Genomic DNA, 22,479 nt, shown 5'->3' with positions numbered 1-22,479 from the left:
GGCGGGGCCGGCCTGCATCTGCGGACGCTCCATCAGTTGTACATCAGGCCCGGCAGCCAGGTGATGATCTGCGGGAACATGATCAGCAGCACGATGGTCAGCGCGTCGGCGATGAAGAACAGCGTGATGCCCTTGAACACGTCCGAGAGCGGAATGTCGGGCCGCACGCCGTTGACCACGAAGCAGTTCAGCCCGATGGGCGGGGTGATCAGGCAGACCTCGGCCATCTTCACCACGATGATCCCGAACCAGACCGAGGCCTGCGCCCCGTTCATCCCGAAGGCGCTGTCGGCGGCCGTCACGTCGGGCCCTCCGTTCAGCGCCATCACCGCCGGATAGACCACCGGCAGCGTCAGCAGCAGCAGCCCGATGGCGTCCATGAACATGCCCAGCACCACATAGCCCATCAGGATCCCGCACAGGATCAGGTAGGGGTCGGTGTCGAAGCTCAGGATCCAGGTCGCGAAGGTCTCGGGCAGGCCCGAGAAGCCCAGGAACCGCCCGAAGATCAGCACGCCCCAGATCAGCGAGAAGATCATCACGACCAGCTTCGAGGTCTCCATCAGCGCGGCCTTCAGCGAGGGCCAGCGCAAGCCGTTGATCCACGCCACCACCAGCACCACGAAGGCGCCCAGCGCGCCGGCCTCGGTGGGCGTCGCCCAGCCGCCGTAGACGGCCGAGACGATGATCACCACCACCGCGAAGATCGGGAACAGCCCGGGCAGGGAGCGGAACCGCTCCCCCCAGCTCACGCCGCGCACGGGCGGCCCGGCGTCGGGGTTCATGATCGACCAGACGATGATGATGCCCGCGTAGACCACCGCCGAGAAGATGCCGGGCAGGAAGCCCGCCAGCAGCAGCGCGCCCACCGATTCCTCGACGATGACCGCGTAGATCACCAGGATCGTCGAGGGCGGGATCAGCGAGGCGAGCGTGCCGGCCGCGGCCACCACCCCCGCGGCGAGCCGCTTGTTGTAGCCCGCGGCCAGCATCTCGGGGATCGCCACGCGCGAGAACACCGCCGCCGTGGCGACCGAGGCGCCCGACACCGCCGCAAACCCTGCGGCCGCGAACACCGAGGCGACCGCCAGCCCCCCCGGCACCCAGCCGATCCAGGCCCGCGCCGCGGCGAACAGCTGCCGCGTCATGCCGGCGTGGAAGGCCAGGAACCCGATCAGGATGAACATCGGCAGCAGCCCGAGCACGAAGCTGACCGACTTCGAGAACGGGATCTGCCCCACGGCCGAGGCCGCGCCGTTCCAGCCGATCAGCTCGACCAGCCCCACCAGCCCGACGATGCCGGCGGCGAAGACCACCCGCACGCCCAGCAGCACCAGCACCAGCAGCAGGCCCATGCACAGGATGCCGACCTCGGTCGGGTTCATGTAGCCGATGCCGAAGATCGCCTCCGGCCGGCCGTCGATCAGCGCCTGGATGTTCATGCCCGGCCCTCCCCGTCACGTCCCTTCGCGGCGCTCTGGCCCTCGCTCTGGCTCTGGCCCGGATCCTGCGCGCGGCCGGCGCGCTGGTCCTGCGCGTCGTTCTCCTGCTGGATGCCGGCCTCGCGGATCTCGCGCTCGGCCTCCTCGGCGGGCGTCAGCTGCAGGGGCACGGCGACGGGCTCGGCGTCGGGCCAGATGGTCAGGCGCACATAGCCCGCGGTCTCGACGGCCAGGCGCGCGGCCCAGACGGCGAAGGCCAGCGGCACCAGCAGCTTGGCGGGCCAGGTCGGGAACTCGATGTCCACGGTGGAATCGCCGATCTGGTAGGCGTTGAGGAAGAATTCCCAGGAATAGCGGATCAGCACCACCACCAGGCACAGGCCCGCGAAGGTGGCCAGCGCCTCGACCGCCCAGCGCAGGCGGCCCGGCAGCTTGCCGATGATCAGCTCCATGCGGATGTGGGAGCCCAGGCGCTGGGCGTAGGCGGCGCCGAAGAAGGCGAAGATCGCGATCGCCTGCTCGGAGATGTCGAGGTATCCCAGGATCGGGAAGCCCGAGATGCGGCTCGCGATCGAGATCGTGGTGCCGATCATCAGCACGAAGATCGTCACCGCCGCCACGACGTTCAGCCCGTTCTCGAGCCGCCCCAGCAGCCCCGAGACCGCGCCCAGCGCGCCGCCCCCCTCGCTCGGTCCGCCGGGATGGGTCCCGGCCGTTCCTAGGCCCGCCATCGCGGCACCCCCCTCGCCTGCTTGCCGGAGGCGACGCCGCCCCCGCGGGCGCCGCTCAACACGCGACGCCGGGGGCGGTCGATCCGGCGATGTTGGAAATAGGGCCGGCCCGGCAGGCCGGCGTCGGGCGGCGACGGATGCGCGCCGCCGCCCGATCGGATCGGCTCAGGCGATCAGCTGCCGCCGCCGGCCAGCGACAGGGTCTTGTCGAGCACCGCCTGGGCGTCGAACTTGTCCTTGTTCTCGGCCACCCACTCGTCCCAGACGGGCTTGCCGGCGGCCTCGCGGAAGGCGGCGAGCTGCTCGTCGGTGTAGACCACCTCCTCCATCGCCTCGCGGAACATCGGCAGGTTCTTGGCGTCGGCGGCCTCGTAGGCCTCCTTGTAGACCTGCTTCACCTCGGGCTTGAGATCCTCGAGCAGCTGCTTGTACTGGTCGGGCAGGGCGTCATAGGCGGTCTGCGAGAACACCACCGGACAATCCGAGGTCCCCGGGCTCATGTTCGAGGTGAACCAGTCGGCCACCTCGTGGATCTTGTAGGAGGCGTGAGCGTAGGTGTAGGGCAGCGACTCCGCGTCGATCGTGCCGCGCTGCAGGGCGGTGTAGACCTCGGTGGCGGGCATCGACTGGCGGGTGGCGCCCATCTTCTCCATCGCCACGCCCACGCCGCCGCCGGCCCGCACGCGCAGACCGTTGAAGTCCTCGGGCTTGGTCGGCGCGTCGCCCACGCCCATGAACTCGTACTGCGGCAGGTTGGTGGTGACGTAGTACATCGCGTTCCAGGCCGCCATCTCGTCGGCCAGGATCGGGTCCTCGTAAAGGCCCGTGCGCACGTCCCAGGCGGTGTCGAAGTCCGGGATCGGCAGGAACGGCATGGTCATCACCATCAGGGCGGGGTTCTTGCCCGGATGGTAGAAGTTGCAGAAGGCCGCGCCCTCGAAGGCGCCGGCCTTCAGGCCGTCGAGGTTCTCCTTGGCCTTCGAGATCTGCTCGCCGAAGAACACGCGCAGCTGGAAGTTGCCGTCGGTCTCCTCGTCGAGCCGCTTGGCCAGGTGCTCGATGCCCGAGGTGAAGGCCCGCGGATTGCCCCAGAAGGAGAACTTCCAGAACACGCTGGGCCCCTCGACGTTGGCCGCCGAGGCGACCGAGGGCGCGACGAGGCCGAGGACGGCGGCGGCGAGCACGCCTTGCGCGCCCTTCCGCAGGATGCGGCGGTTGGTCATGACACCTCCCTGTGTCGTGTTTGGGCGCTCTTGCGGCGCCTTGGATGCGCTGAAGGGCGGCGATGCGCCCTGTCCACGTGTCAGGAGAGACAGGCGGCGCCCGCCAAGTCAACCGTCGTCAGCCGCCATTCAGTCCCGGGGCCCGCCGCCGGCCCGCCGTCGGCCCGCCGCCTGTCCGGGACGTGTCCGGGGCGCGCCCGGCGCCGGCCAAGCCCCTGTCCGCGGCCCGCAGTTTCGCGCCCCCTTCCCCTCCGGCCCTCCTCCCCCTCCGGCCCTCCTCCCCCTCCGGCCCCCCTCCCGCTCCGGTCCCGCCGCCCGGCCTCCGCGACCGACTCCCCCGGGCCGTCCCCGCCTGCGCCCTCTTGGCCTCTGGCCCCGCGCCGCCGGCCGCGGCCAGGATGCGCGCCTGAGGGCGCGGCAAGGAGCATGTGGCGATGAGCGAGATCCATGACGTCATCGTGGTGGGGGCGGGCTCGGCGGGGGCGGCGCTGGCCGGGCGCCTCTCCGAGGATCCCGAGACCCGCGTGCTGCTGCTCGAGGCCGGCGCCGACTGGCGCGCGGCGCAGGCGCCCCGGGCCGCCCGCTCGGCCAACATCTTCCCCTTCATGATGCAGCCCGGCCACCAGGCCGAATGGCAGTGGCCCGGCGTCTGGAGCCGCCGCACCGCCGTCCAGCAGCCCCGCCACTACTGGCGCGGCCGGGGCCTGGGCGGCAGCTCGCTGGTCAACGCCCAGATCGCCATCTGGGGCGTGGGCGCGGCCTTCGACGCCTGGGCCGCCGCCGGCTGCGAGGGCTGGAGCGCCCAGGACGTCCTGCCGCTGTTCGCGCGGATGGAGCACGACCCCGAGATGGCCCACGCCAACCACCATGGCCAGGGCGGCCCGCTGCCGATCTACCGCGCCCCGCAGGACAGCTGGGGCCCGCTCGACAAAGCCCTGCGCGACGCCGCGCTCGCCTGCGGCCACCCCTGGAACCCCGACCTCAACGCGCCCGACGGCGAGGGCGTCTCCTGCTACCCGATCAACAGCCGCAACCTCGAGCGGGTGACCACCAACGACGCCTATCTCGAGCCGGCCCGCGCGCGGCCCAACCTGACCATCCTGGGCGGCGCGCTGGTCGACCGGGTGCTGCTCGAGGACGGCCGCGCCACGGGCGTCCTCGCCCGCGTGGACGGCCAGGCGCGCCGCTTCCACGGCCGCGAGATCGTGCTCTGCGCGGGCGCGGTCCACTCGCCCGCGATCCTGATGCGCTCGGGCCTCGGCCCCTCGATGCAGCTGCGCGCCCACGGCATCGCCGTCGCGCGCGAGATGCCCGACGTGGGCCGCAACTTCATGGACCACCCGATGCTGCGCGTCGCCGTGCACCTCGACCCCGCCCACGCCACCGCCCACCGCGACTTCCGGCACACCAACTGCTGCGTCACCTACTCCTCCGGGCTGGGCGAGGGCGGCGCGCGCGACATGATCCTGATCGGCTTCAACCATCGCAACATCGAGGGTCTGGACGCGCCCAACGCGCTCGGCGCGGTGGGGATCGGCCTGTTCGACGCCTTCTCCCGCGGGGAAGTGAGCCTGACCTCCGCCCGCCCCGAGGACGATCCCCGGATCGAGGAGAACATGCTCTCCGACCCCCGCGACCTGCTGCGGATGCGCGACGGGCTGCGCCGGGTGCGCGAGATGGCCCGCCAGCCGGCCCTGCGCGGCATCGCCGAGCGGATCGAGGTGGCCGAGTCCGGCGTCGACCTCGAGACCGCGGCCGACCTCCCCGACGCCGAGCTCGACGCCCTGATCCTGGCCCATGTCGGCGACATCCAGCACGCGGCCGGAACCTGCCGGATGAGCGCCTTCCGCGATCCCCAGGGGGTGGTGAACCCGGACCTGGGCGTGAAGGGCGTGCCGGGGCTGCGGGTCGCCGACGCCTCGGTGATGCCGATGGACTGCCGGGCCAACACCCACATGACCTGCGTGATGATCGGCGAGTGGCTGGCCGAGCGCCTGAAATCCACGCCGCGCGCCGCCGCCTGAGCGCCAGACCTCCCGCCCCCCCTCCCGCCCCCCTCCCGGGGCCGGCCCGGCGCCGCCCTGCGGGGGGCGCGGCCGGCCCGCGGGATAGCCTGCGCGCGGAAACCGTCAGCCCCCCTTGGCGAACCGGCGTGCCTTCGGGCGGGGCCCCCGCCGAAAACGTTGGTTTGCGACGGGCGCGCGTCGGAAACGCGCCTGCGGGGTTGAAATCCGCGGATGAATGAAACCTAATCTCCTTCGACGTCAACGACGTGCGCCGCCCGACCCTTCGGGAGGCGCCAGAAAGCCGAGCCGCCCGGGAAGCCTCAGGGAGACGCCTTCGATGAACAAGTTCATGGCCGCCGCCATCGGCGCAGCCGCACTGCCCGTCCTCGCCCTGCCCACCGCCGCCGCCGCCCAGTGCGGCGAGGTGGTGATGACCGAGATGAACTGGAAATCCTCCCAGGTCGTCACCGCGGTCGCCGAATTCGTGCTCGAACAGGGCTATGGCTGCGACGTGAAGATGGTCGCCTCCTCGACCGTCCCCGCGCTCGCCTCGGTGGCCGAGACCGGCAAGCCCGACATCGTCACCGAACTGTGGATCAACGGCGCCCCCACCTACGGCGCGATGCAGGAGGCCGGCAAGATCGAGACCCTGACCGACGTCCTCTCGGACGGCGGCATCGAGGGCTGGTGGATCCCCCAGTACGTGGTCGACGCGCACCCCGAGGCGGCGACGCTGGAGGGCATCCTCGCCAACCCCGAACTGGTCGGCAACCGCTTCCACCAGTGCCCCGAGGGCTGGGGCTGCCAGCGGGCCAACGCCTCCAAGGGCGAGGCCGCGGGGCTCGAGGAGGCCGGGATCGAGATCTTCCAGCACGGCTCGGGCGAGACGCTGGCCGCCTCGATCGCCTCGGCCTTCCAGAACGAGGAGCCGTGGTTCGGCTACTACTGGGGTCCGACCGCGATCCTGGGCAAGTACCCGATGCACAAGATCTCGCTGGGCGAGTACAACGAAGAGATCCACATGTGCGACACCGATCCCGAGTGTCCGACCCGCGGCCAGGGCCTGTCGGAATACCCCGTCGGCCCGGTGAAGACGATCGTCACCACCACCTTCGCCGAGGAGCAGCCCCAGGCCGCCGCCTTCATGTCGAAGCTCTCGTTCACCAACGACCAGATGAACGGCCTGCTGGCCTGGATGGACGAGAACGAGGCCACCGCCGAGGAGGCCGCCGTCCACTTCCTGACCACCGAGAAGGACCTGTGGATGAGCTGGATCCCCGAGGAGGACGTGAAGGCCACCCTGGGCGGCTTCTTCTGATCCGCGACCGCGCGCGCAAGGGGCCCGCCTCCGCCTGACCGGGCGGGGGCGGGCCTTTGCGCGCCACGGCAAGGCTCTCGCGCGCTTGCGCGCGGCCGCGACACGGCAAGACAAGGCCCTCGCGCGCTCGCGCGCGCGAGGGCATCATCGGAACGACATCGCGCAGGCGTCGGAGCCAGCGCGCGGCCGGGGCGCACGCGCGCAAGCGGACACGAGGGGCGGCATGGCATTTTACACGGGCGCGTTCGACGGCCTGGGGCTGCGCGAGTGGTGCGACGCCGACAAGCAGGAGGCGCCGCTGAGCATGGCGCAGCTGCTGGCCCGCAGGAAGGCCGAGCAGGCCGGAGGCGGCGGCGGCGGCGAGACCGCCGACGCGGGCCTGGGGACCGTCCCCTTCCCCTCGCTCGACGAGCTGCACCGCGCCTGCGACGCCGTCCCGCGGGCGCGCGACTTCACCTCGGGCGCCGAGCAGCTGTTCCTCGACATCAAGGACCCGCTGAAGGTGGTCCTCGATCCGATCACCCAGCCGCTGAGCTTCCTGCTCGACAACGCGCTCGAGCTGTTCATGTGGCTGCCGTGGTTCGTGCTGATCCCGCTGCTGATCGCGCTGGCCTGGTGGGCGACGCGGTCGTGGAAGGTGCTGGCGCTGGTGGCGGTCAGCTTCCTCGGCATGGCCTTCATCGACCACTACGACTACGCGGTGCAGACCCTTTCGATCATCTTCGTGTGCACGATCTTCTGCGTGCTGCTGGGCGTGCCCATCGGCATCGCCATGGCGCGCAACGACCGGCTGCAGGGCGGGCTGATCCCGGTGCTGGACATGCTCCAGACCCTGCCGACCTTCGTCTACCTGATCCCGCTGATCTTCCTGTTCTCGGTGACGGAATCGAAGCTCTACGGCATCGCCATCATCCTCTACGCCATCGTGCCGGTGATCCGGCTGACCAACCTCGGCATCCGCCTGGTGGACAAGGACGTGATCGAGGCCGCCGACGCCTTCGGCATGACCTCGCGCCAGAAGCTGTGGGGCGTGCAGATCCCGCTGGCGCTGCCCAACATCATGGCCGGCGTGAACCAGACCATCATGATGAGCCTCGCGATGGTGGTCATCGCCTCGCTGGTCTCGGCGCCGGGGCTCGGCGTGCTGGTGCTGCGCGGCATCCGCAACCTCGAGCTGGGGGTGGGCCTCGTCTCGGGCCTGTGCATCGTGCTGCTGGCCATCGTCCTCGACCGGTCCACCAAGGCCGCGCTCGAGCGCATCGACAAGTCCGAGCGCTGAGGAGGCCGCGACCATGACCCAACCCAAGGTTTCGATCCGCGGCCTCTACAAGATCTTCGGCGGCGACCCCGAGCGGGCGCTGGGCGCCGTCAAGCGCGGCATGGGCAAGACCGAGCTGCTGGAGACGCAGGGCCATGTGCTCGGCCTGCAGGACATCAACGTCGACATGCAGCCCGGCCGGATCACGGTGATCATGGGCCTCTCGGGCTCGGGCAAGTCCACCCTGATCCGCCACCTCAACCGCCTGATCGAGCCCACGGCGGGCGAGATCCTGGTCGACGGCGAGGACGTGATGAAGCTGGGCCCCAAGGCCCTGCTCGAGATGCGCAAGACCCGCATGTCGATGGTGTTCCAGAAGTTCGCCCTGTTCCCCCACCGCACGGTGCTCGAGAACGCCGGCGCCTCCCGCCGGATCCGCGGCGAGAGCGCCGAGATCGCCCGCCGCGAGGGCCAGCGCTGGCTCGAGCGGGTGGGCCTCGCGGGCTACGAGAACGCCTATCCCGCCCAGCTTTCGGGCGGCATGCAGCAGCGCGTGGGGATCGCGCGCGCGCTCGCCTCCGACAGCGACATCATGCTGATGGACGAGGCGTTCTCGGCGCTCGACCCGCTGATCCGCACCGACATGCAGGACCTGCTGCTGGAGCTTCAGACAGAGCTGCACAAGACCGTGGTCTTCATCACCCACGACCTCGACGAGGCCCTGAAGCTCGCCGACCATCTGGTGATCCTCAAGGACGGCCGCGTGGTCCAGCAGGGCGAGCCGCAGGAGATCCTGCTGCACCCCAACGACCCCTACATCATCGACTTCATCTCCGACATCAACCGCGCCCGGGTCCTGCGCGTCCGCTCGGTGATGGAGCGCACGACGGCCCCGCCGCAGGTCTCGGCCGGCGACATCGCCGAGAACGCCACGCTGGAATCGGTGATCGCCCTCTCGGGCGGCGACACGGGCCTGAACTACCGGGTGATGCGGGACGGCGAGCAGACCGGCGTCCTGCACATGCAGGACCTGGTCCGCGCCCTGGTCCCCACCGCCGCCAGCGAGGACGGCCTGCGCGCCGGCGCCGCCTGAGCGCAGGGAAAGACGCGGAGACGAGCGGCCCCTCCCCGTCCGTCGCCGCCGCAGGCGACAGGCGCGCGCCCCGGGGCCGAGGTCGGGGCGGACGCCGGAGGCTGGCTCACTCGGGGATCTCCACCCCCACCTGCGCGGTGATCGGCCCGTAGTGCTCGGGCCGCCGGTGGCGGGCGAAGTCGAAGACCGAGCGGCGGATGTAGGCGCCCAGATCCAGGTCGCAGTCGACCGTGATCACCTCGTCGTCCTCGGACATGCACTTCGCCGCCGTCTCGCCCGTGGGCGCCACGATGGCGCTGCCGCCGATCATCGCGAACCCGTCCTCGGACCCGCATTTCGCCGCCGCCATCACCCAGGCGCCGTTCTGGTAGGCGGCCGATTCCAGCGACAGGCGGTTGTGGAACTCGCGCAGGTGGGCGGGCTCGGGGTGGTGAATGTTGCGGGTAGGGGTGTTGTAGCCCAGCATGAACACCTCCGCCCCCCGCAGCGCCATGGTGCGGAACGTCTCCGGCCAGCGGCGGTCGTTGCAGATGCACATCCCGAACCGGCCCGAGGGGGTGGCGAAGCTGGGAAACCCGAGGTTCCCCACCTCGAAATACCGCTTCTCAAGGTGCTCGAACTCCGGATCCCCGATCGGATCCTTCGTGCCCGGCAGGTGGATCTTTCGATATTTCCCCAGGATCGCCCCGTCCGGGCCCACCAGCACCGAGGTGTTGAAGCGGCGCGTCTCGCCCCCCTCGACCACCTTCTCGGCATAGCCGAGGTAGAAGCCGACGCCCAGGTCCTTCGCGACCTCGAACAGCGGGACCATGGCCGGCGAGGGCAGCCCCTCCTCGTAGAAGCGGTCGTAGTCGGCGGGGTCATCGTAGACGTAGCGCGGGAAGAAGGTGGTCAGCGCCAGTTCCGGAAAGGTCACCCAGCGGGCGCCGCGGGCGTGCGCCTCGCGCAGCATCTCGATCAGCCGGGCGACGGTCGCCTGCTTGCTGTCGGCCAGGTGCACCGGGCCCATCTGGGCGACGGCGAAGACTTCCTTGCGGCTCATTCCAGGCAATCCTTTCGCTTCCTCGCTTTACGGATAGCCCTCCGCGACATTAGCCTGAAATCACGAATGCGCCCCCGTCTATAATTCAGGGTTATTAACCCATGCTCAAGGCCCGCAACCTCGAAGTCCTCTGCGCCGTGATCGAGATGGGCACCACCGCGCGGGCCGCCGACGCGCTGGGCGTCAGCCAGCCCGCCGTCTCGAACATGATCCGCCACACCGAGGACCTGATCGGCTTCCCCCTGTTCCTGCGCGAGCGCGGCCGCCTGACCCCCACGCGCGAGGCGCTGCACCTCGCCGACGAGGCCCGCCACCTGTTCCGCCAGCAGAAGCGCATCGCCGGCATGGTCGAGGAGCTCAAGGGCGGCGTCGCGGGCCGCCTCTCGATCATCGCCACGCCCTCGCTCGGCCACGGCATCGTGCCCCGCGCGCTCAGCGCCTTCCTCAAGGGCCGCTCCAAGGTCCGCATCTCCTTCGAGGTGGGCACGGTCGACGAGATCGCGGCCCGCCTGATCGCGGGCGAGGCCGACCTGGGCCTCTCGATCACCCGGCCGCGGCAGTCGGCGCTCTCGACCCATCCGCTGGCCGACGGCCGGCTGGTCTGCGTGCTGCCCGAGGGGCATGAGCTGGCGCTCTCGGAGCGGGTGCGCATCACCGACCTCAACCACGTCCCCCACATCTCCTACGCGGTCGAGACGCCGCTGGGCCGGGCCGTCGACGCGGTGTTCTCGGCCGAGGGGCTCGAGCGGCGGCATTTCTGCGAGGTGCGCCACACCTCCACCGCGCTCGACCTGGTCAAGGGCGGGCTGGGGGCGGCGCTGGTCGACGATTTCGCCCTGATCGGCGGCCTGCCGCCCGGCGTCGTCGCCCGCCCCGCCACGCCCGAGGTGCCGCTCAAGATCTACGCCCTGACCTCCACCCTGTTCCCCACGCCGAACCTGGCGCTGCTGTTCCAGCGCCACTTCTCCGAGTTCGTCGGCGCGGCGCCCAGGATATAACCTGCAACTATAGAACTCGGCGATCTTTTGATTTCCCAATGATGGGCGACCGTGGTCGTCTGGACATGTCGGAGGCGTCGCACGCCTCGCCCGACCTGCCGGACCCGGAGCCCCATGACCGACGTGATCCTCTCCATTCGCGACGCGGTGAAACGCTATGGCGAGACCCATGCGCTGGACCGCGTCGACCTCGACGTGGCGGAGGGGGAGTTCCTGACCCTTCTGGGCCCCTCCGGCTCGGGCAAGACCACGCTGCTGACCGCGGTCGCGGGCTTCACCCAGCTGACCGCAGGCAAGGTGGCGCTGCGCGGGACCGACATCACCTCGCTGCCGCCCGAGAAGCGCGGCTTCGGCATGGTCTTCCAGGGCTACGCGCTGTTTCCCACCATGACCGTGGGCCAGAACGTCGGCTTCCCCCTCAAGGTCCGCGGCCGGCCGAAATCCGAGATCGCCGCGCGGGTGGCCGAATGCCTCGACCTCGTGCAGATGGGCGCCTTCGCCGACCGCATGCCCCAGCAGTTGTCCGGCGGCCAGCAGCAGCGCGTGGCGCTGGCCCGCGCGCTCAGCTTCAACCCGCCGGTGCTGCTGCTCGACGAGCCGCTCTCGGCGCTCGACAAGAAGCTGCGCGCCGACCTGCAGTGGGAGCTCAAGGCCCTGCACGAGAAGCTGGGCGTGACCTTCATCTACGTCACCCACGACCAGGAAGAGGCCCTGTCGATGTCCGACAGGATCGTCATCCTCGAGGGCGGCCGGATCCAGCAGGAGGGGGCGCCCGAAGCCCTCTATGACGCGCCGCGCACCGACTTCGTGGCGAACTTCCTGGGCAAGTCGAACTTCCTCGAGGTGACGGTCGCGGGCCACGTCCCCGGCGGCGCCGCCTGCGACATGGGCGGCGTCCCGATCGAGATCGCCTCCTCCGCCCCGCCCCCCGTCGGCGCCGCCGCCCGCGTGGCGCTGCGCCCCGAGCGCATCGCGCTGGGGCCTGCGGGCGGCGAGGGCGTGGCCGGCCGCATCGCCCAGGTCTCCTACCTCGGCGAGCGCGCCCAGCTGATCGTGGAGACCGAGCGCCTGGGCCCGCTGCTCGTCTCCCGCCCCACCTGGAAGGCCGCGATCCACCCCGACGCGGGCCTGCCCGTGACGCTGCGCTGGGACCGCGACGCCTGCGTGTTCCTGCAGGCGCCCTGAGCGCCGCCGCGCAACTCCCGGGCGCGCCCGCCGCGCGCCAACGCAACTCCGGGGCGCGCCCGTCCGGGCCGGCCCCGGATCCAAGAACCAGCGGCCGACAGAAGCCGCGCCCCAAAGCCCTCGCAGACCCGTCCGACAAGGAGCGACCGATGTCCCACGACAACGACTTCAAGCGCGACCTCGCAGAGATCGCCGCGCACAAGCTGCGCGAAGGCCGCATCACCAAGCGCGGCTTCCTCCAGGCCATGGGCGCGCTGGGCGTGATCCCGATGGTGGGCCTGGGCGCCCGCCCGGCCTTCGCCCAGGCCTCCGAGCTGGTGATCGTCAACTGGGGCGGCACCGCCGCCGACGTGATCAAGGAAGTGCTCGGCGACACCTACAAGGCGGCCACCGGCATGGACGTCGTCATCGACGGCTCGGGCCCCTCGGCCGGGCGCATCCGCGCCATGGTCGAGAGCGGCGCGGTGGTCTGGGACGTGTGCGACTCGGGCCCCGGCTCGGCGATCATCCTGGGCGAGGCCGGCGTGACCGAGCCGATGAACTACGACATCATCGACCGCTCCAAGATGATGGAAGGCACCGACTGGGAATACGGCGCGGGCAACTACGTCTATTCCTACGTGCTGGCCTACAACCCCAAGCTCTCCGAGGGCGGGGTCCCGACCAGCTGGGCCGACGTGTTCGACGTCAAGAACTTCCCCGGCATGCGCACCTTCCGCAAGGCCGTCCGCGGCCAGCTGGAATGCGCGACCATGGCCCAGGGCGTGCCGCTCGAGGAGGTCTACGACGTCCTCTCCACCCAGGACGGGATCGACGCGGCCATCGACCAGTTCCGCAAGATCCGCGACAACGTCATCGTCTGGGGCTCGGGCTCTGAATCCCAGAACCTGTTCCTCCAGGAAGAGGTGGTGATGGGCAACATCTGGTCGACCCGCGCGCACCTTCTGAAGGACGAGATGGACGAGGGGACCTTCGCCGTCTCCTTCGACGGCGGCGTGATGTCGCCCGGCACCTGGGTCGTTCCCAAGAACAACCCCGCCGGCGCCGAGGAGGCGATGAAGTTCATCGCCCACGCCCAGGATCCCGCGCTGCAGGTGAAGTGGTTCGAGCTGATCGGCTCGGCCCCGATCAACCCCGCCGCGGCCCCGCTGGTGCCCGAGTCGATGGCCGCCTGGAACCCGACCTCGCCCGAGAACGTGGCCACCCAGATCCTCTACAACGACGAGTGGTACGCCGCGAACCAGATCGCCGCGGAAGAGAAATACGTCAACGCCCTGATCAACTGAGGCGAGACGCCCCTCGCCCCGCCCCCCGCCTGCCGCGCGGGGCGGGGCACAGGGCCGGCGCGCGCCCTCCGCGCGCGCCGGCCGCCCCCTGATTTCCGGCCTGACCGCGCGGCGCGCGCAGGCCCCCGACGCGGATCACGCCATGACCTCCGACAAGGCCCGATACTGGCTGCTCGCCCTCCCCGCGCTCGCGGTGATGGTGATCTTCTACATCTGGCCCCTGGCGAGCATCTGGGCGATCTCGGTGACCGAGCCCGAGCTCGGCTTTGGCAACTACGTCCGGGGCGCCGAGTCCCAGGCCGTGACCACCTCCTTCGTGATCACCTTCCGCGTCGCCGCCCTGACCACCGTGTTCTGCGTGATCCTGGGCTACATCTGCGCCTACGCCATCGCCAACACGATCCGGCGCGCCAAGCCCCTGCTGATCGCGCTGGTGCTGCTGCCGTTCTGGGTCTCGGTGCTGATCCGCAGCTTCTCGTGGATCGTGCTGCTGGGCCGCTCGGGCATCGTCAACGACGCGCTGCGCGACGTGGGCGTCATCGAGCGCCCGCTGCGCCTGATGCACAACGAATTCGGCGTGGTGCTGGCCATGGTCCACGTGATGCTGCCGTTTGCGGTGCTGCCGCTGCTGGCCAACATGCGCGGCATCTCGCCGGCCTACACCGACGCCGCCCGCGGCCTGGGGGCGAGCGAGCTGACCGCCTTTCGCCTCGTCTACATGCCCCAGACGCTGCCCGGCATCGGCTCGGCCGCGCTGCTGGTCTTCGTGCTGTCGCTCGGCTTCTACATCACGCCCGCGCTGCTGGGCGGGGGCCGGGTGCTGATGGTCTCCGAATACATCACCTACCAGATCCAGGAGTTCCTGAACTGGGGCCTCGGCTCGGCCCTCTCGGTCGCCCTGCTGGTCGCCACGGCCCTGGTGCTGGTGATCGCGGGCCGGTTCCTGAACCTGAAGAACGCCCTGCTGGAGCGGAACTGACATGGCCGGATCCACCGCCCCCCAGACTGTCGGCGAGACCGCCCGCGCCACCCCCTTCCGCATCGCCATGTCCACCGGCGGCTGGCTGGTGGCGGCCTTCCTCGCCCTGCCGATCCTGGTGGTGATCCCGGTCTCGCTGACCGACACCTCCTATATCGGCCTCCCGAAGGAGGGTCTCAGCCTCCAGCACTACGAGTCCTACTTCACCTCCGCCCGCTGGCTGGGGGGGACGCTGGCCTCGATCCTGGTGGGGCTGGCGGTGGCCTTCTTCGCGACCGTGCTGGGGACCGCCTTCTCGATCGGCGTTTGGTTCCTGGGCGGACGAGCCGCGACCATCGCGCGCTGGGTGCTGATCGTGCCGATCCTGGTGCCGCCGGTGGTGCAATCCTTGGGCTTCTACCGGTTCTGGGTGCAGCTCGGCCTGATCGACACCTGGACCGGGGTGATCCTCGCCCACACGCTGCTGGCGCTGCCCTACGTCTCGATCTCCGTGTTCGCGGCGCTGGCGAACCTCGACCCCAAGCTGCCCCAGGCGGCGCGCTCGCTCGGCGCCAACATCTGGCGCACGGTGTGGGAGGTCGTCGTCCCCGCCGCCCGTCCCGGCATGATCACCGGCGCCGTCTTCGCCTTCATCGTCAGCTTCGACGAGATCGTCGGCGTCCTCTTCATCACCGTCCGCCGGGTCGAGACCCTGCCCAAGCTGATCTGGGAGGGCATCCAGGACAACATCGACCCCACGATCGCGGCCGTCGCCACGATCCTCGTGGTGATCTCCCTGATCGTCGCCGTGATCTCGGGCCTGCGCCGCACATGACCCGCCTGCTCCTGAAGAACGCCGCCTGCGCCCTCCCCGGCGCGCCCGGAACCGACGGCCCCCGCATCGCGCCGGCCACGCTCGCCATCGAGCACGGCCGCATCGCCGCCGTGCTGGAAGACCCCCCCGCCGGAACCGACTTCGCGGATTTCGAGCCCATCGACTGCTCTGGCCGCCTCATCATCCCCGGTCTGGTCAACGCCCACACCCACGCGGTCCTGCTGGCCCTGCGCGGCACCATCGAGGACGTCGAGGGCAACCTCGTCTACCAGTACATGGTCCCCGTCTCCTACCTGCTGACGGGCCCCGAGCGTGCCGCCATCGCCCGCCTCGCCTGCGCCGAGGCGATCCGCTCCGGCACGACCACCCTCGTCGATCCGCTGCGCCACGTCGCCGACTACGCCCCCGCCATGGCCGCCTCCGGCCTGCGCCTGTGGCTGGCCGAAAGCTGCGCGGATGCGGTCACGACCGAAGTGGGCAAGGGCCAATACCGCTTCGACCGCGCCTTCGGGCAGACCTTCCTCGACCGGACAGAGGCGCTGATCGAGCGCTTCCACAACTCCGAGGACGGCCGCGTGCAGGTCATGGCCGCCGCCCACGGCCCCGACAACTGCTCCCCGTGGATGCTGGAGCAGGTGAGCGAGCTCGCCGCCCGCCACGGCCTGCGCCGCACCATCCACCTCTCCCAGATCATCTCGGAAAAGACCCAGGTCGAGGCGCTGCACGGCTGCACCTCCACCGAATACCTCGCCCGCAACGGGTTTCTGGGCGACGATCTGCTGGCCGTCCACTGGACCTTCTGCACCGAGAAGGACGTCGGCATCCTCGCCGAGCACGGCGTCCACTTCATCCACTCCCCCGCCTCGATGTCGGCCAAGGGGCCTCACCCGGCCCCGGTCCGCGCCATCCAGGAGGCCGGGATCAATATCGCGCTCGGCTCCGACAACATGACCGAGGACATGTTCCAGTCGATGAAGACCGCGCTGGTCCTGCATCGCGGGGCCTGGGGGCGCTCGGTCCGCCCCTCCCCGGGCCGGGTCTTCGACTACGCCACCGTCAACCCCGCCAGAGCGCTGGACCGCCCCGACCTCGGCCGCATCGCGCCGGGCGCGGCCGCCGACCTCGCCATGATCGACCTGACGCAGGCGAGCATGGCCCCCACCGTCTCGGCCATCTCCAACCTCGTGCACTATGGCCACCCTGGCCTCGTCACGGATACCATGGTCGCCGGCCGCTTCCTGATGCGCGACCGTCGCCTGACCACAATCGACGAGCCCGCCGCCGTCGCCGAGGCGCAGGCCGCCACGCGCTCGATGTGGACCAAGTTCGAGGCCGAGGGGCACGACGTCCCCGTCCCCCGCTTCGACGCCCTGACGACCGGAGACCCTGCATGACCTTCTCGCTTGTCGGCCGCTGCGCGCGCACCGGCGCCTATGGCGCGGCGATCACCACCTCGGACCTCGCGGTGGGCTCGCGCTGCGTGGGGCTCGCGCACGGCAAGGGCGGGGTGCTCAGCCAGCACCGCACCGACCCCCGCCTGCGCGACCTCGGCGTGCGCCTGCTCGCAGAAGGGGCCTCGGCCGACGCGGTGCTGACCGAGATCTGCGGCTCGACGCCGGACATCGAGTGGCGCCAGGTCGGCGTGATCGACGCCCAGGGCCGGATCGCCGTCCACCACGGCCGCTCGATGTATTCGATCTATTCCCACGCGGTGGTCCCCGACTGCCTGGCGCTCGGCAACATCCTCGACAACCCCGAGGTTCCGGTCGCCATGGCCGAGGCCTTCGCCGGGCAGCCCCAAGCGCCGCTGGCCGAGCGCCTGCTGGCGGGCCTCGAAGCCGGCCGCGAAGCCGGCGGAGAGGTCGGCGACCGCCTCCTTTCGGCCGCCCTGCGCGTCTCGGGCCCCCACGAGATCGACCTCTGCGACCTGCGCATCGACATCGCCGACGGCGATGCGGTCCACCAGCTGCACCGCCTCTACGAGGCCTGGGGCGGGCGGGGCGAGGCGATCCGCAAGGTCGCCCTCTCCCCCGACGGCGTGCCGGTGAACCGCGCCCTCTTCGAGGCCTCCATCGCCCGCATCAAGGCCCTCGACCTCACCGACCGCTTCCCGACCGAGCGTCGCCGCCAGGCCTGGACCCTGACCGAATGAGCGCCGCCCCCATCGCCCCCGGCGACGGGGAGAACTACTGGCGCGACGGCCGCCCGCCCTACATCCCGCGCCCCGCGCAGATGCCGGCCGAGGTCGACGTCGCCGTGATCGGCGCCGGCTTCACCGGGTTGCGCACGGCGCTGGAGCTCGCCCGCGCCGGCCGCTCGGTCGCGGTGCTCGAGGCGCGCGACATCGGTCATGGCGCCTCGTCCCGCAACGGCGGCATGGTCGGCCCCAGCTTCCACAAGCTGGGCATGGCGGGCCTCACCTCGGCCTATGGCGAGGCGAAGGCCGCCGCAATCATGCGCGAGGGGATGCTCGCCCTCGACCATTTCGAGAGCTTCGTGGCCGAGGAGGGCATCGACTGCGCCCTGACCCTCCCCGGCCGCTTCCGCGGCGCCCCCACCGCCGCCAGCTATGAGGCGACCGCCCGCGAATGCGAGCGCATCTCGAAGGCCGTGGGCCTGCCCTTCGAGATGATCCCCAAGGCGCGCCAGCGCGATCACATCGGCTCGGACTTCTACCAGGGCGGCGTCCTCTACCTGCGCGACGGCGGCATCCAGCCCCGCCTGCTGGTCGAGGCGCTGGCCGAGCGCGCCGAGGCCGCCGGCGCGATGCTGTTCGAGACCACTCCCGTCTCCGGCCTCCGCCGCGAGGGTGAGCGCGTCGCCCTGCGCCTCCCCTCCGGCACGCTGCTGGCCCGCGACGTGGTGGTCGCCACCAACGGCTACGGCGCCCCGGGCGCAACGGCGCCGCTGGGCCCGCGCGTGGTGCCGATGCTGACCGGCGTGGCGGCGACCGAGGAGCTGTCGCCCAACCTGATGCGCGACCTGACGCCCGCGGGGAACAATTTCGGCGAGAACCGCCGAGTCTTCACGTGGTTCCGCCCCACGCCCGACGGCAAACGCTTCATCTTCGGGGGCCGCATCGGGCCGATGAACGGCTCGCGCGAAACGCGCGCGCGGGCCGTGCGCGCCTCGGCCTCGCGGGTGTTCCCGCAGCTTTCGGACGTGCGCTTCTCGCACCTGTGGACCGGGCGGATCGCCTACACCCAGGATCACGCGCCGCATCTGGGGCGCATCGACGGGGTGTGGTTCGCGGGCGGCTACTGCGGCTCGGGCGTCACCCGCAGCGTCTACTTCGCCGACAAGATCGCGCGCCGGATTCTTGGAAAGCCCGACGCCGGGACCGCCTTCGACGACCTCCCCTTCCCCAAGATCCCGTTCCGCCCCTTCGCCCCCTGGGCCGCCGTGGCGCTGACCCGCTGGCACGCCTGGCAGGACGCGCGCGACGACCGCCGCCGGGGCTGAGGGCTCTCCCGTCCCGGGTCTCTCGAACCCCCGCCGGAGTCGCCCTCCGGCGGGGGTTTCCGTTTGACGCACCGCAAAACGTGGAGTTAACTACAAAACAAGAGTCGAGTTCACGGCCGCCCGTTTCCGCCCCCCGACAGAGAGGTTTCCGATGACCCAGGACGTCCACGATCAGGTCGCGCTCTACATCTCGCGCACCCGCTATCCTTTCCCCGGCCAGCAGGACTGGCCCGAGGGCTATTACGCGATCTGCAACGCCGGCGATCCGAAGCGCGGGATCGAGACCGCGGACGGCGGGATCTACTATCCCGACATCATCATCGTCTCGCCCAAGGACGAGGTGCGCGAGGTCGGCGAGGTCGAGATGACCATCGACCCCTCGAAGATCCCGATGATGCGCCTGGGTTCCGAGACCGCCGACGACCGCACGCCCACCAAGGTGCGCCACTTCTTCCTCTATGTGCCGATGGGGCTGGAGGCGGAGGCCAAGGCGATGCTGGAGGAGGCGGGGATCTCCTACGCCGGCGTGCGCGGTTTCGAGGCGACCGAGGCGGGCTTCCGCATCGTCCCCTTCCACACCGCCGGCGACCAGTACGACCACCAGATCACCGAGCCCGGCCTGGTCTGAGCGTCGGGCCGCGTGCCGTCCTCGGGGGGCGTCGAGCCCCCCTTGGCCGCCCGGCTTGCGCCGGGGCCCCGCCGTCCGCGTCGCGCGGGTCCGGCCGAAGGCCGGAAGGCGCGCCGCAGGCGCGCCTGCGCCGCGGCGCCGAAGGCGTTTCCCCTCCCTGTTGCCGCCGCCGATGCTCGCGCGCCGGCCGCCGTTCGGGCGGCCGGCGCCGGATGCGTCCTCAGGGGGCGTCGAGCCCCCGTCGGCCGCCCGGCTGACGCCGGAGGGCCCCTTGGCGGGCGGATCGAGACGAAGGCGGGCGGGGAGCGTGCGGCGCCGGTCCGCCGGGGCGCCGGATCTGCGGCGCATGGCCCGACGACCAGGGCCTTGAGCGCAAAGCCCTGAACCGATCGGCCGGAGCGCAGGGCTGGCAGGGGCGGCCGGGGGCGCGCGCCGAAGGCGCGCGCGGGTCGCCGCCGTCAGGCGGCGAAACCCGGCGGCGGGCGCCTCAGCGAGGCTCGAGCAGCTCCCACGGGTCGGGGAGCACCGGCATCGGGCATTCGATCAGCGTCGGGCCGGGGCGGGAGATCGCCCAGGTCAGCGCCCCGCCGAGGGCCTCGGGGCCCTCGGCCAGGCGCGCCTCGGCGCCGAAGCTCTGCGCATAGGCCACGAAGTCGGGGTTGCGCAGCTCGGTCGCGATCAGCTTGCCGCCGTGGATCTGGTCCTGCATCCGGCGCACGTTGCCGTAGGCGCCATCCGAGAACACCACCGCCACCGCGTTGATCCCGTGCTGCACGGCCGTCGCCATCTCGTTGGCCGTGAACAGGAAGCCGCCGTCGCCGCAGAGCGCCACCACCGGCGCCTCGGGCAGGGCGGTCTTCACCCCCAGCGCCGTGGCATAGGCGAAGCCCAGCGTGCCCTGGTAACCCGGCGTGATCAGCCGCCGCGGCCGGTCCATGGGCAGGGCGGCGGTCGCCGCATAGCCGATCTGGGTGTAGTCGCAGACCACCGCCGCCTCCATCGGCAGGGCGGCCCGGATGGCCCGCAGATACGCCATCTGCGGGGCCAGACGCTCCTCGAAGAGGGCGGCCTTGCGGGCCTTCAGCGCCGCCGTGCGCTCGGCCCGGGCGGGCGCGTCGGCGGCGATCTCGCCCCCGGCGAGGGCTGCGGCGAGCGCCGGGATCGCCTCGGCCGCGTCGGCCTCCAGCGCCACGGTCGGCGGCGCCCCGCGGGAGAACTGGGCGGGGTCGAGGTCGATGCGGATCACCGCCTGCCCCTCCTCCAGCCCCCAGCGGCGGCGAGGATCGTGCAGGCGGGTGCCCACGGCGAGGATCACGTCGGCCTCGCGCCACAGCTCCCGCCCCTCCCAGGTTCCGACCGCCCAGGGGTGATCGGTGGGCAGCACGCCGACGCCGGTCAGATGGCTGACGACCGGGGCGCCGATGCGCTCTGCGATGGCGGCGAGCCCCTCGCCGCAGGCCAGCGCGCCCGAGCCGATCCAGATCAGCGGACGCGTCGCCCCCGCCAGCAGGGCGGCGGCCTGGTCCATCGCCACCGAGTCCGGCGCGGGAACCGAGCGCGCGGCGGCCTCGACCGAGGCCCCCTCGGCCGGCTTGCGCAACACGTCGGCGGGCAGCTCCACCCCCGCGGGCGCGCGGCCGGAGGCGAGCGCGGCGAAGGCGTCCTGCATCACGCCCGCCACCTCGCCGGCCTCGCTCGCGATGCCGTGGCTGCGGGTCAGCCCGTCGAGAATCGCGGACTGGTCGGGCAGCTCGTGCAGCTCGCCCCCGCCCAGGCCGATGGCCTTCGAGACGATCTGCCCGATCACCGCCAGCACCGGCGCATGCACCGCATAGGCCGTGGACAGCGCCGCGGTCGTGTTCAGGAACCCCGGCCCGGGCACCACCGCATAGGCGCCGACCCGCCCGCTCGCCATCGCATAGCCCAGCGCCATGTAGGCCGCGCCCTGCTCGTGGCGGGGATGGATCACCCGGATCCGGTCGGTGGCGCCATGCAGCGCGTTCATCAGATGGTCGAGCTGCACGCCGGGCAGGGCGAACAGCGTGTCGACCCCGTTGGCGATCAGGCTCTCGACCGCGACCTCGCCCCCGGTGGGAGCATTGGCGGAGGTCTGCGGGGCGGAGCTGGGGGCGGCGGTCATCTTCCGGGTCCTTCCTGCGGTGGGGTCATGCCGGGGCGGGCCTTCCGGGCCCGGCGACGGGCCGGCGCCCAGAAGGCCGCAACGATCTGACTTGGGGTCACCGTGTGCTTGGCATCTGTTGCCGGGGTAGTGTCGCCACGTAACTTGCAGGGGGAAACGCAAGATGGCGATCAGGTTTCATATCATGGCCGCGGCGCTGGCCGTGCCGCTCGCGCTTGGCGCGCAGGCGGCGAGCGCGGTTTCCGTCGAGTTCGACGCAGGCCTTGCGGATGGCGACACGCTCGCTCTCCCCTACGCCGAGGGCGGCTTCTGGTTCACCCAGGTTGTCGGGTCGCAAGCCCAGCTGGTGAACAGCAATCCCTACACGATCCTCTCCCTCGGCATCCTCCCGCTTCCCTTCGTGGGGGACACGGTCCGGATCCACCGGGACGGGGGCGAAACCTTCACCTTCGACTCGTTCGTTCTGGTCGGGCCGGGGACGGGGGCCACGAACTTCGACTCCATCGACATCTTCGGCCTGGTCGGCGGAAGCGTGACCGAGGAGTTGCTGGGCCTGACGGCGGCCGGCCCGGGTCTCTCGACGGTCGTCGCGTCCGGCTTCTCCGCGCCGGTCGACCAGGTGCGCATCGTGCTCTCGCGCATCGGGGACGAGGCGCTGTGGTTCGACTCGATGACCTTCGACGAGCCTGCCGCGACCTCCGCCGTGCCGCTTCCCGGGGCGCTGCCGCTGCTGGCGGCGGGCCTCGGCGGTCTCGTGCTGCTGCGCCGGCGCGCCTGAGCCCGGGCGCCCGGCCGATCCGGCCATGCCCGAAGTTCCCGGTCCGGCCATGTCCGAAGTCCCCGGTCCGGCTGCGGCCGGTCCGGGGCCCCCAAG

The 22,479-nt window shown here is 71.3% G+C and carries 19 protein-coding genes; 14 read left to right on the top strand and 5 right to left on the bottom strand.

All coding sequences use genetic code 11. From position 1 onward, the window contains the following. Nucleotides 1-32 precede the first annotated feature (32 nt). The 3 genes from AAC134_RS04970 to dctP form a co-directional block, all read right to left on the bottom strand. Nucleotides 33-1,385, bottom strand: coding sequence for a TRAP transporter large permease (locus AAC134_RS04970; protein ID WP_339948015.1), 1,353 nt, complete (start codon nucleotides 1,383-1,385; stop codon nucleotides 33-35). Nucleotides 1,386-1,438: 53 nt separating this feature from the next. Then, on the bottom strand, nucleotides 1,439-2,173 hold the full coding sequence (locus tag AAC134_RS04965; RefSeq protein WP_339947954.1) for a TRAP transporter small permease: 735 nt from the start codon (nucleotides 2,171-2,173) through the stop codon (nucleotides 1,439-1,441). Between the two features lie 173 nt (nucleotides 2,174-2,346). Then, nucleotides 2,347-3,396, bottom strand: coding sequence for a TRAP transporter substrate-binding protein DctP (gene dctP, locus AAC134_RS04960; protein WP_339947953.1), 1,050 nt, complete (start codon nucleotides 3,394-3,396; stop codon nucleotides 2,347-2,349). Nucleotides 3,397-3,830: 434 nt separating this feature from the next. On the opposite strand from dctP, the gene AAC134_RS04955 reads away from it, so the two are divergent. From AAC134_RS04955 to AAC134_RS04940, 4 genes are all read left to right on the top strand, one after another. Further along, a complete protein-coding gene (locus AAC134_RS04955; RefSeq protein ID WP_339947952.1) occupies nucleotides 3,831-5,420 on the top strand; it encodes a GMC family oxidoreductase in 1,590 nt (529 codons plus the stop codon). 319 nt (nucleotides 5,421-5,739) lie between these two features. Continuing rightward, nucleotides 5,740-6,720 carry a glycine betaine ABC transporter substrate-binding protein gene (locus AAC134_RS04950; protein ID WP_339947951.1) on the top strand — a complete coding sequence of 327 codons (981 nt, stop codon included), beginning with the start codon at nucleotides 5,740-5,742 and terminating at the stop codon, nucleotides 6,718-6,720. 223 nt (nucleotides 6,721-6,943) lie between these two features. Then, nucleotides 6,944-7,999, top strand: a complete 1,056-nt coding sequence (locus AAC134_RS04945) for an ABC transporter permease subunit (protein WP_339947950.1) — start codon at nucleotides 6,944-6,946, stop codon at nucleotides 7,997-7,999. A 13-nt stretch (nucleotides 8,000-8,012) separates the two neighbouring features. Further along, nucleotides 8,013-9,071 carry an ATP-binding cassette domain-containing protein gene (locus AAC134_RS04940; protein ID WP_339947949.1) on the top strand — a complete coding sequence of 353 codons (1,059 nt, stop codon included), beginning with the start codon at nucleotides 8,013-8,015 and terminating at the stop codon, nucleotides 9,069-9,071. 106 nt (nucleotides 9,072-9,177) lie between these two features. Here the strand turns inward: AAC134_RS04940 and AAC134_RS04935 are convergent, their stop codons facing one another. Next, entirely contained in the window at nucleotides 9,178-10,113 is a 936-nt protein-coding gene (locus AAC134_RS04935; RefSeq protein ID WP_339947948.1) for an N-carbamoyl-D-amino-acid hydrolase, read from the bottom strand. 101 nt (nucleotides 10,114-10,214) lie between these two features. Between AAC134_RS04935 and AAC134_RS04930 the strand changes: the two genes are divergently transcribed. From AAC134_RS04930 to AAC134_RS04890, 9 genes are all read left to right on the top strand, one after another. Further along, a complete protein-coding gene (locus tag AAC134_RS04930; RefSeq protein ID WP_339947947.1) occupies nucleotides 10,215-11,111 on the top strand; it encodes a LysR family transcriptional regulator in 897 nt (298 codons plus the stop codon). Between the two features lie 114 nt (nucleotides 11,112-11,225). Continuing rightward, the gene (locus tag AAC134_RS04925) at nucleotides 11,226-12,296 is read left to right on the top strand and encodes an ABC transporter ATP-binding protein (RefSeq protein WP_339947946.1); all 1,071 of its coding nucleotides are present in this window, start codon (nucleotides 11,226-11,228) and stop codon (nucleotides 12,294-12,296) included. 149 nt (nucleotides 12,297-12,445) lie between these two features. Further along, nucleotides 12,446-13,582, top strand: a complete 1,137-nt coding sequence (locus AAC134_RS04920) for an ABC transporter substrate-binding protein (protein WP_339947945.1) — start codon at nucleotides 12,446-12,448, stop codon at nucleotides 13,580-13,582. Between the two features lie 142 nt (nucleotides 13,583-13,724). Further along, nucleotides 13,725-14,561 (top strand): ABC transporter permease, encoded by an 837-nt coding sequence (locus tag AAC134_RS04915; RefSeq protein WP_339947944.1) that lies wholly within the window; start codon nucleotides 13,725-13,727, stop codon nucleotides 14,559-14,561. A gap of 1 nt (nucleotide 14,562) precedes the next feature. Continuing rightward, the gene (locus AAC134_RS04910) at nucleotides 14,563-15,375 is read left to right on the top strand and encodes an ABC transporter permease (RefSeq protein ID WP_339947943.1); all 813 of its coding nucleotides are present in this window, start codon (nucleotides 14,563-14,565) and stop codon (nucleotides 15,373-15,375) included. Beyond that, the gene (locus tag AAC134_RS04905; protein WP_339947942.1) at nucleotides 15,372-16,769 is read left to right on the top strand and encodes an amidohydrolase family protein; all 1,398 of its coding nucleotides are present in this window, start codon (nucleotides 15,372-15,374) and stop codon (nucleotides 16,767-16,769) included. The genes AAC134_RS04910 and AAC134_RS04905 overlap by 4 nt, the downstream gene beginning before the upstream one ends. Further along, nucleotides 16,766-17,527, top strand: coding sequence for a DUF1028 domain-containing protein (locus AAC134_RS04900; RefSeq protein ID WP_339947941.1), 762 nt, complete (start codon nucleotides 16,766-16,768; stop codon nucleotides 17,525-17,527). The genes AAC134_RS04905 and AAC134_RS04900 overlap by 4 nt, the downstream gene beginning before the upstream one ends. After that, complete coding sequence (locus AAC134_RS04895; RefSeq protein ID WP_339947940.1) at nucleotides 17,524-18,837, top strand: FAD-binding oxidoreductase; 1,314 nt, start codon at nucleotides 17,524-17,526, stop codon at nucleotides 18,835-18,837. The genes AAC134_RS04900 and AAC134_RS04895 overlap by 4 nt, the downstream gene beginning before the upstream one ends. A gap of 151 nt (nucleotides 18,838-18,988) precedes the next feature. Then, the gene (locus AAC134_RS04890) at nucleotides 18,989-19,465 is read left to right on the top strand and encodes a hypothetical protein (protein WP_339947939.1); all 477 of its coding nucleotides are present in this window, start codon (nucleotides 18,989-18,991) and stop codon (nucleotides 19,463-19,465) included. A 487-nt stretch (nucleotides 19,466-19,952) separates the two neighbouring features. Here AAC134_RS04890 and AAC134_RS04885 read toward each other — a convergent pair whose 3' ends face one another. Then, nucleotides 19,953-21,605, bottom strand: a complete 1,653-nt coding sequence (locus AAC134_RS04885) for a thiamine pyrophosphate-dependent enzyme (protein WP_339947938.1) — start codon at nucleotides 21,603-21,605, stop codon at nucleotides 19,953-19,955. 163 nt (nucleotides 21,606-21,768) lie between these two features. Between AAC134_RS04885 and AAC134_RS04880 the strand changes: the two genes are divergently transcribed. Then, nucleotides 21,769-22,383 carry a VPLPA-CTERM sorting domain-containing protein gene (locus AAC134_RS04880; RefSeq protein WP_339947937.1) on the top strand — a complete coding sequence of 205 codons (615 nt, stop codon included), beginning with the start codon at nucleotides 21,769-21,771 and terminating at the stop codon, nucleotides 22,381-22,383. Nucleotides 22,384-22,479 lie beyond the last annotated feature (96 nt).

Source organism: uncultured Albimonas sp. (genome assembly GCF_963977235.1).
GTDB lineage: Bacteria > Pseudomonadota > Alphaproteobacteria > Rhodobacterales > Rhodobacteraceae > Albimonas.
Note: the sequence above shows the minus strand (reverse complement) of the source record. Positions and strands in the feature narration are given on the sequence as shown.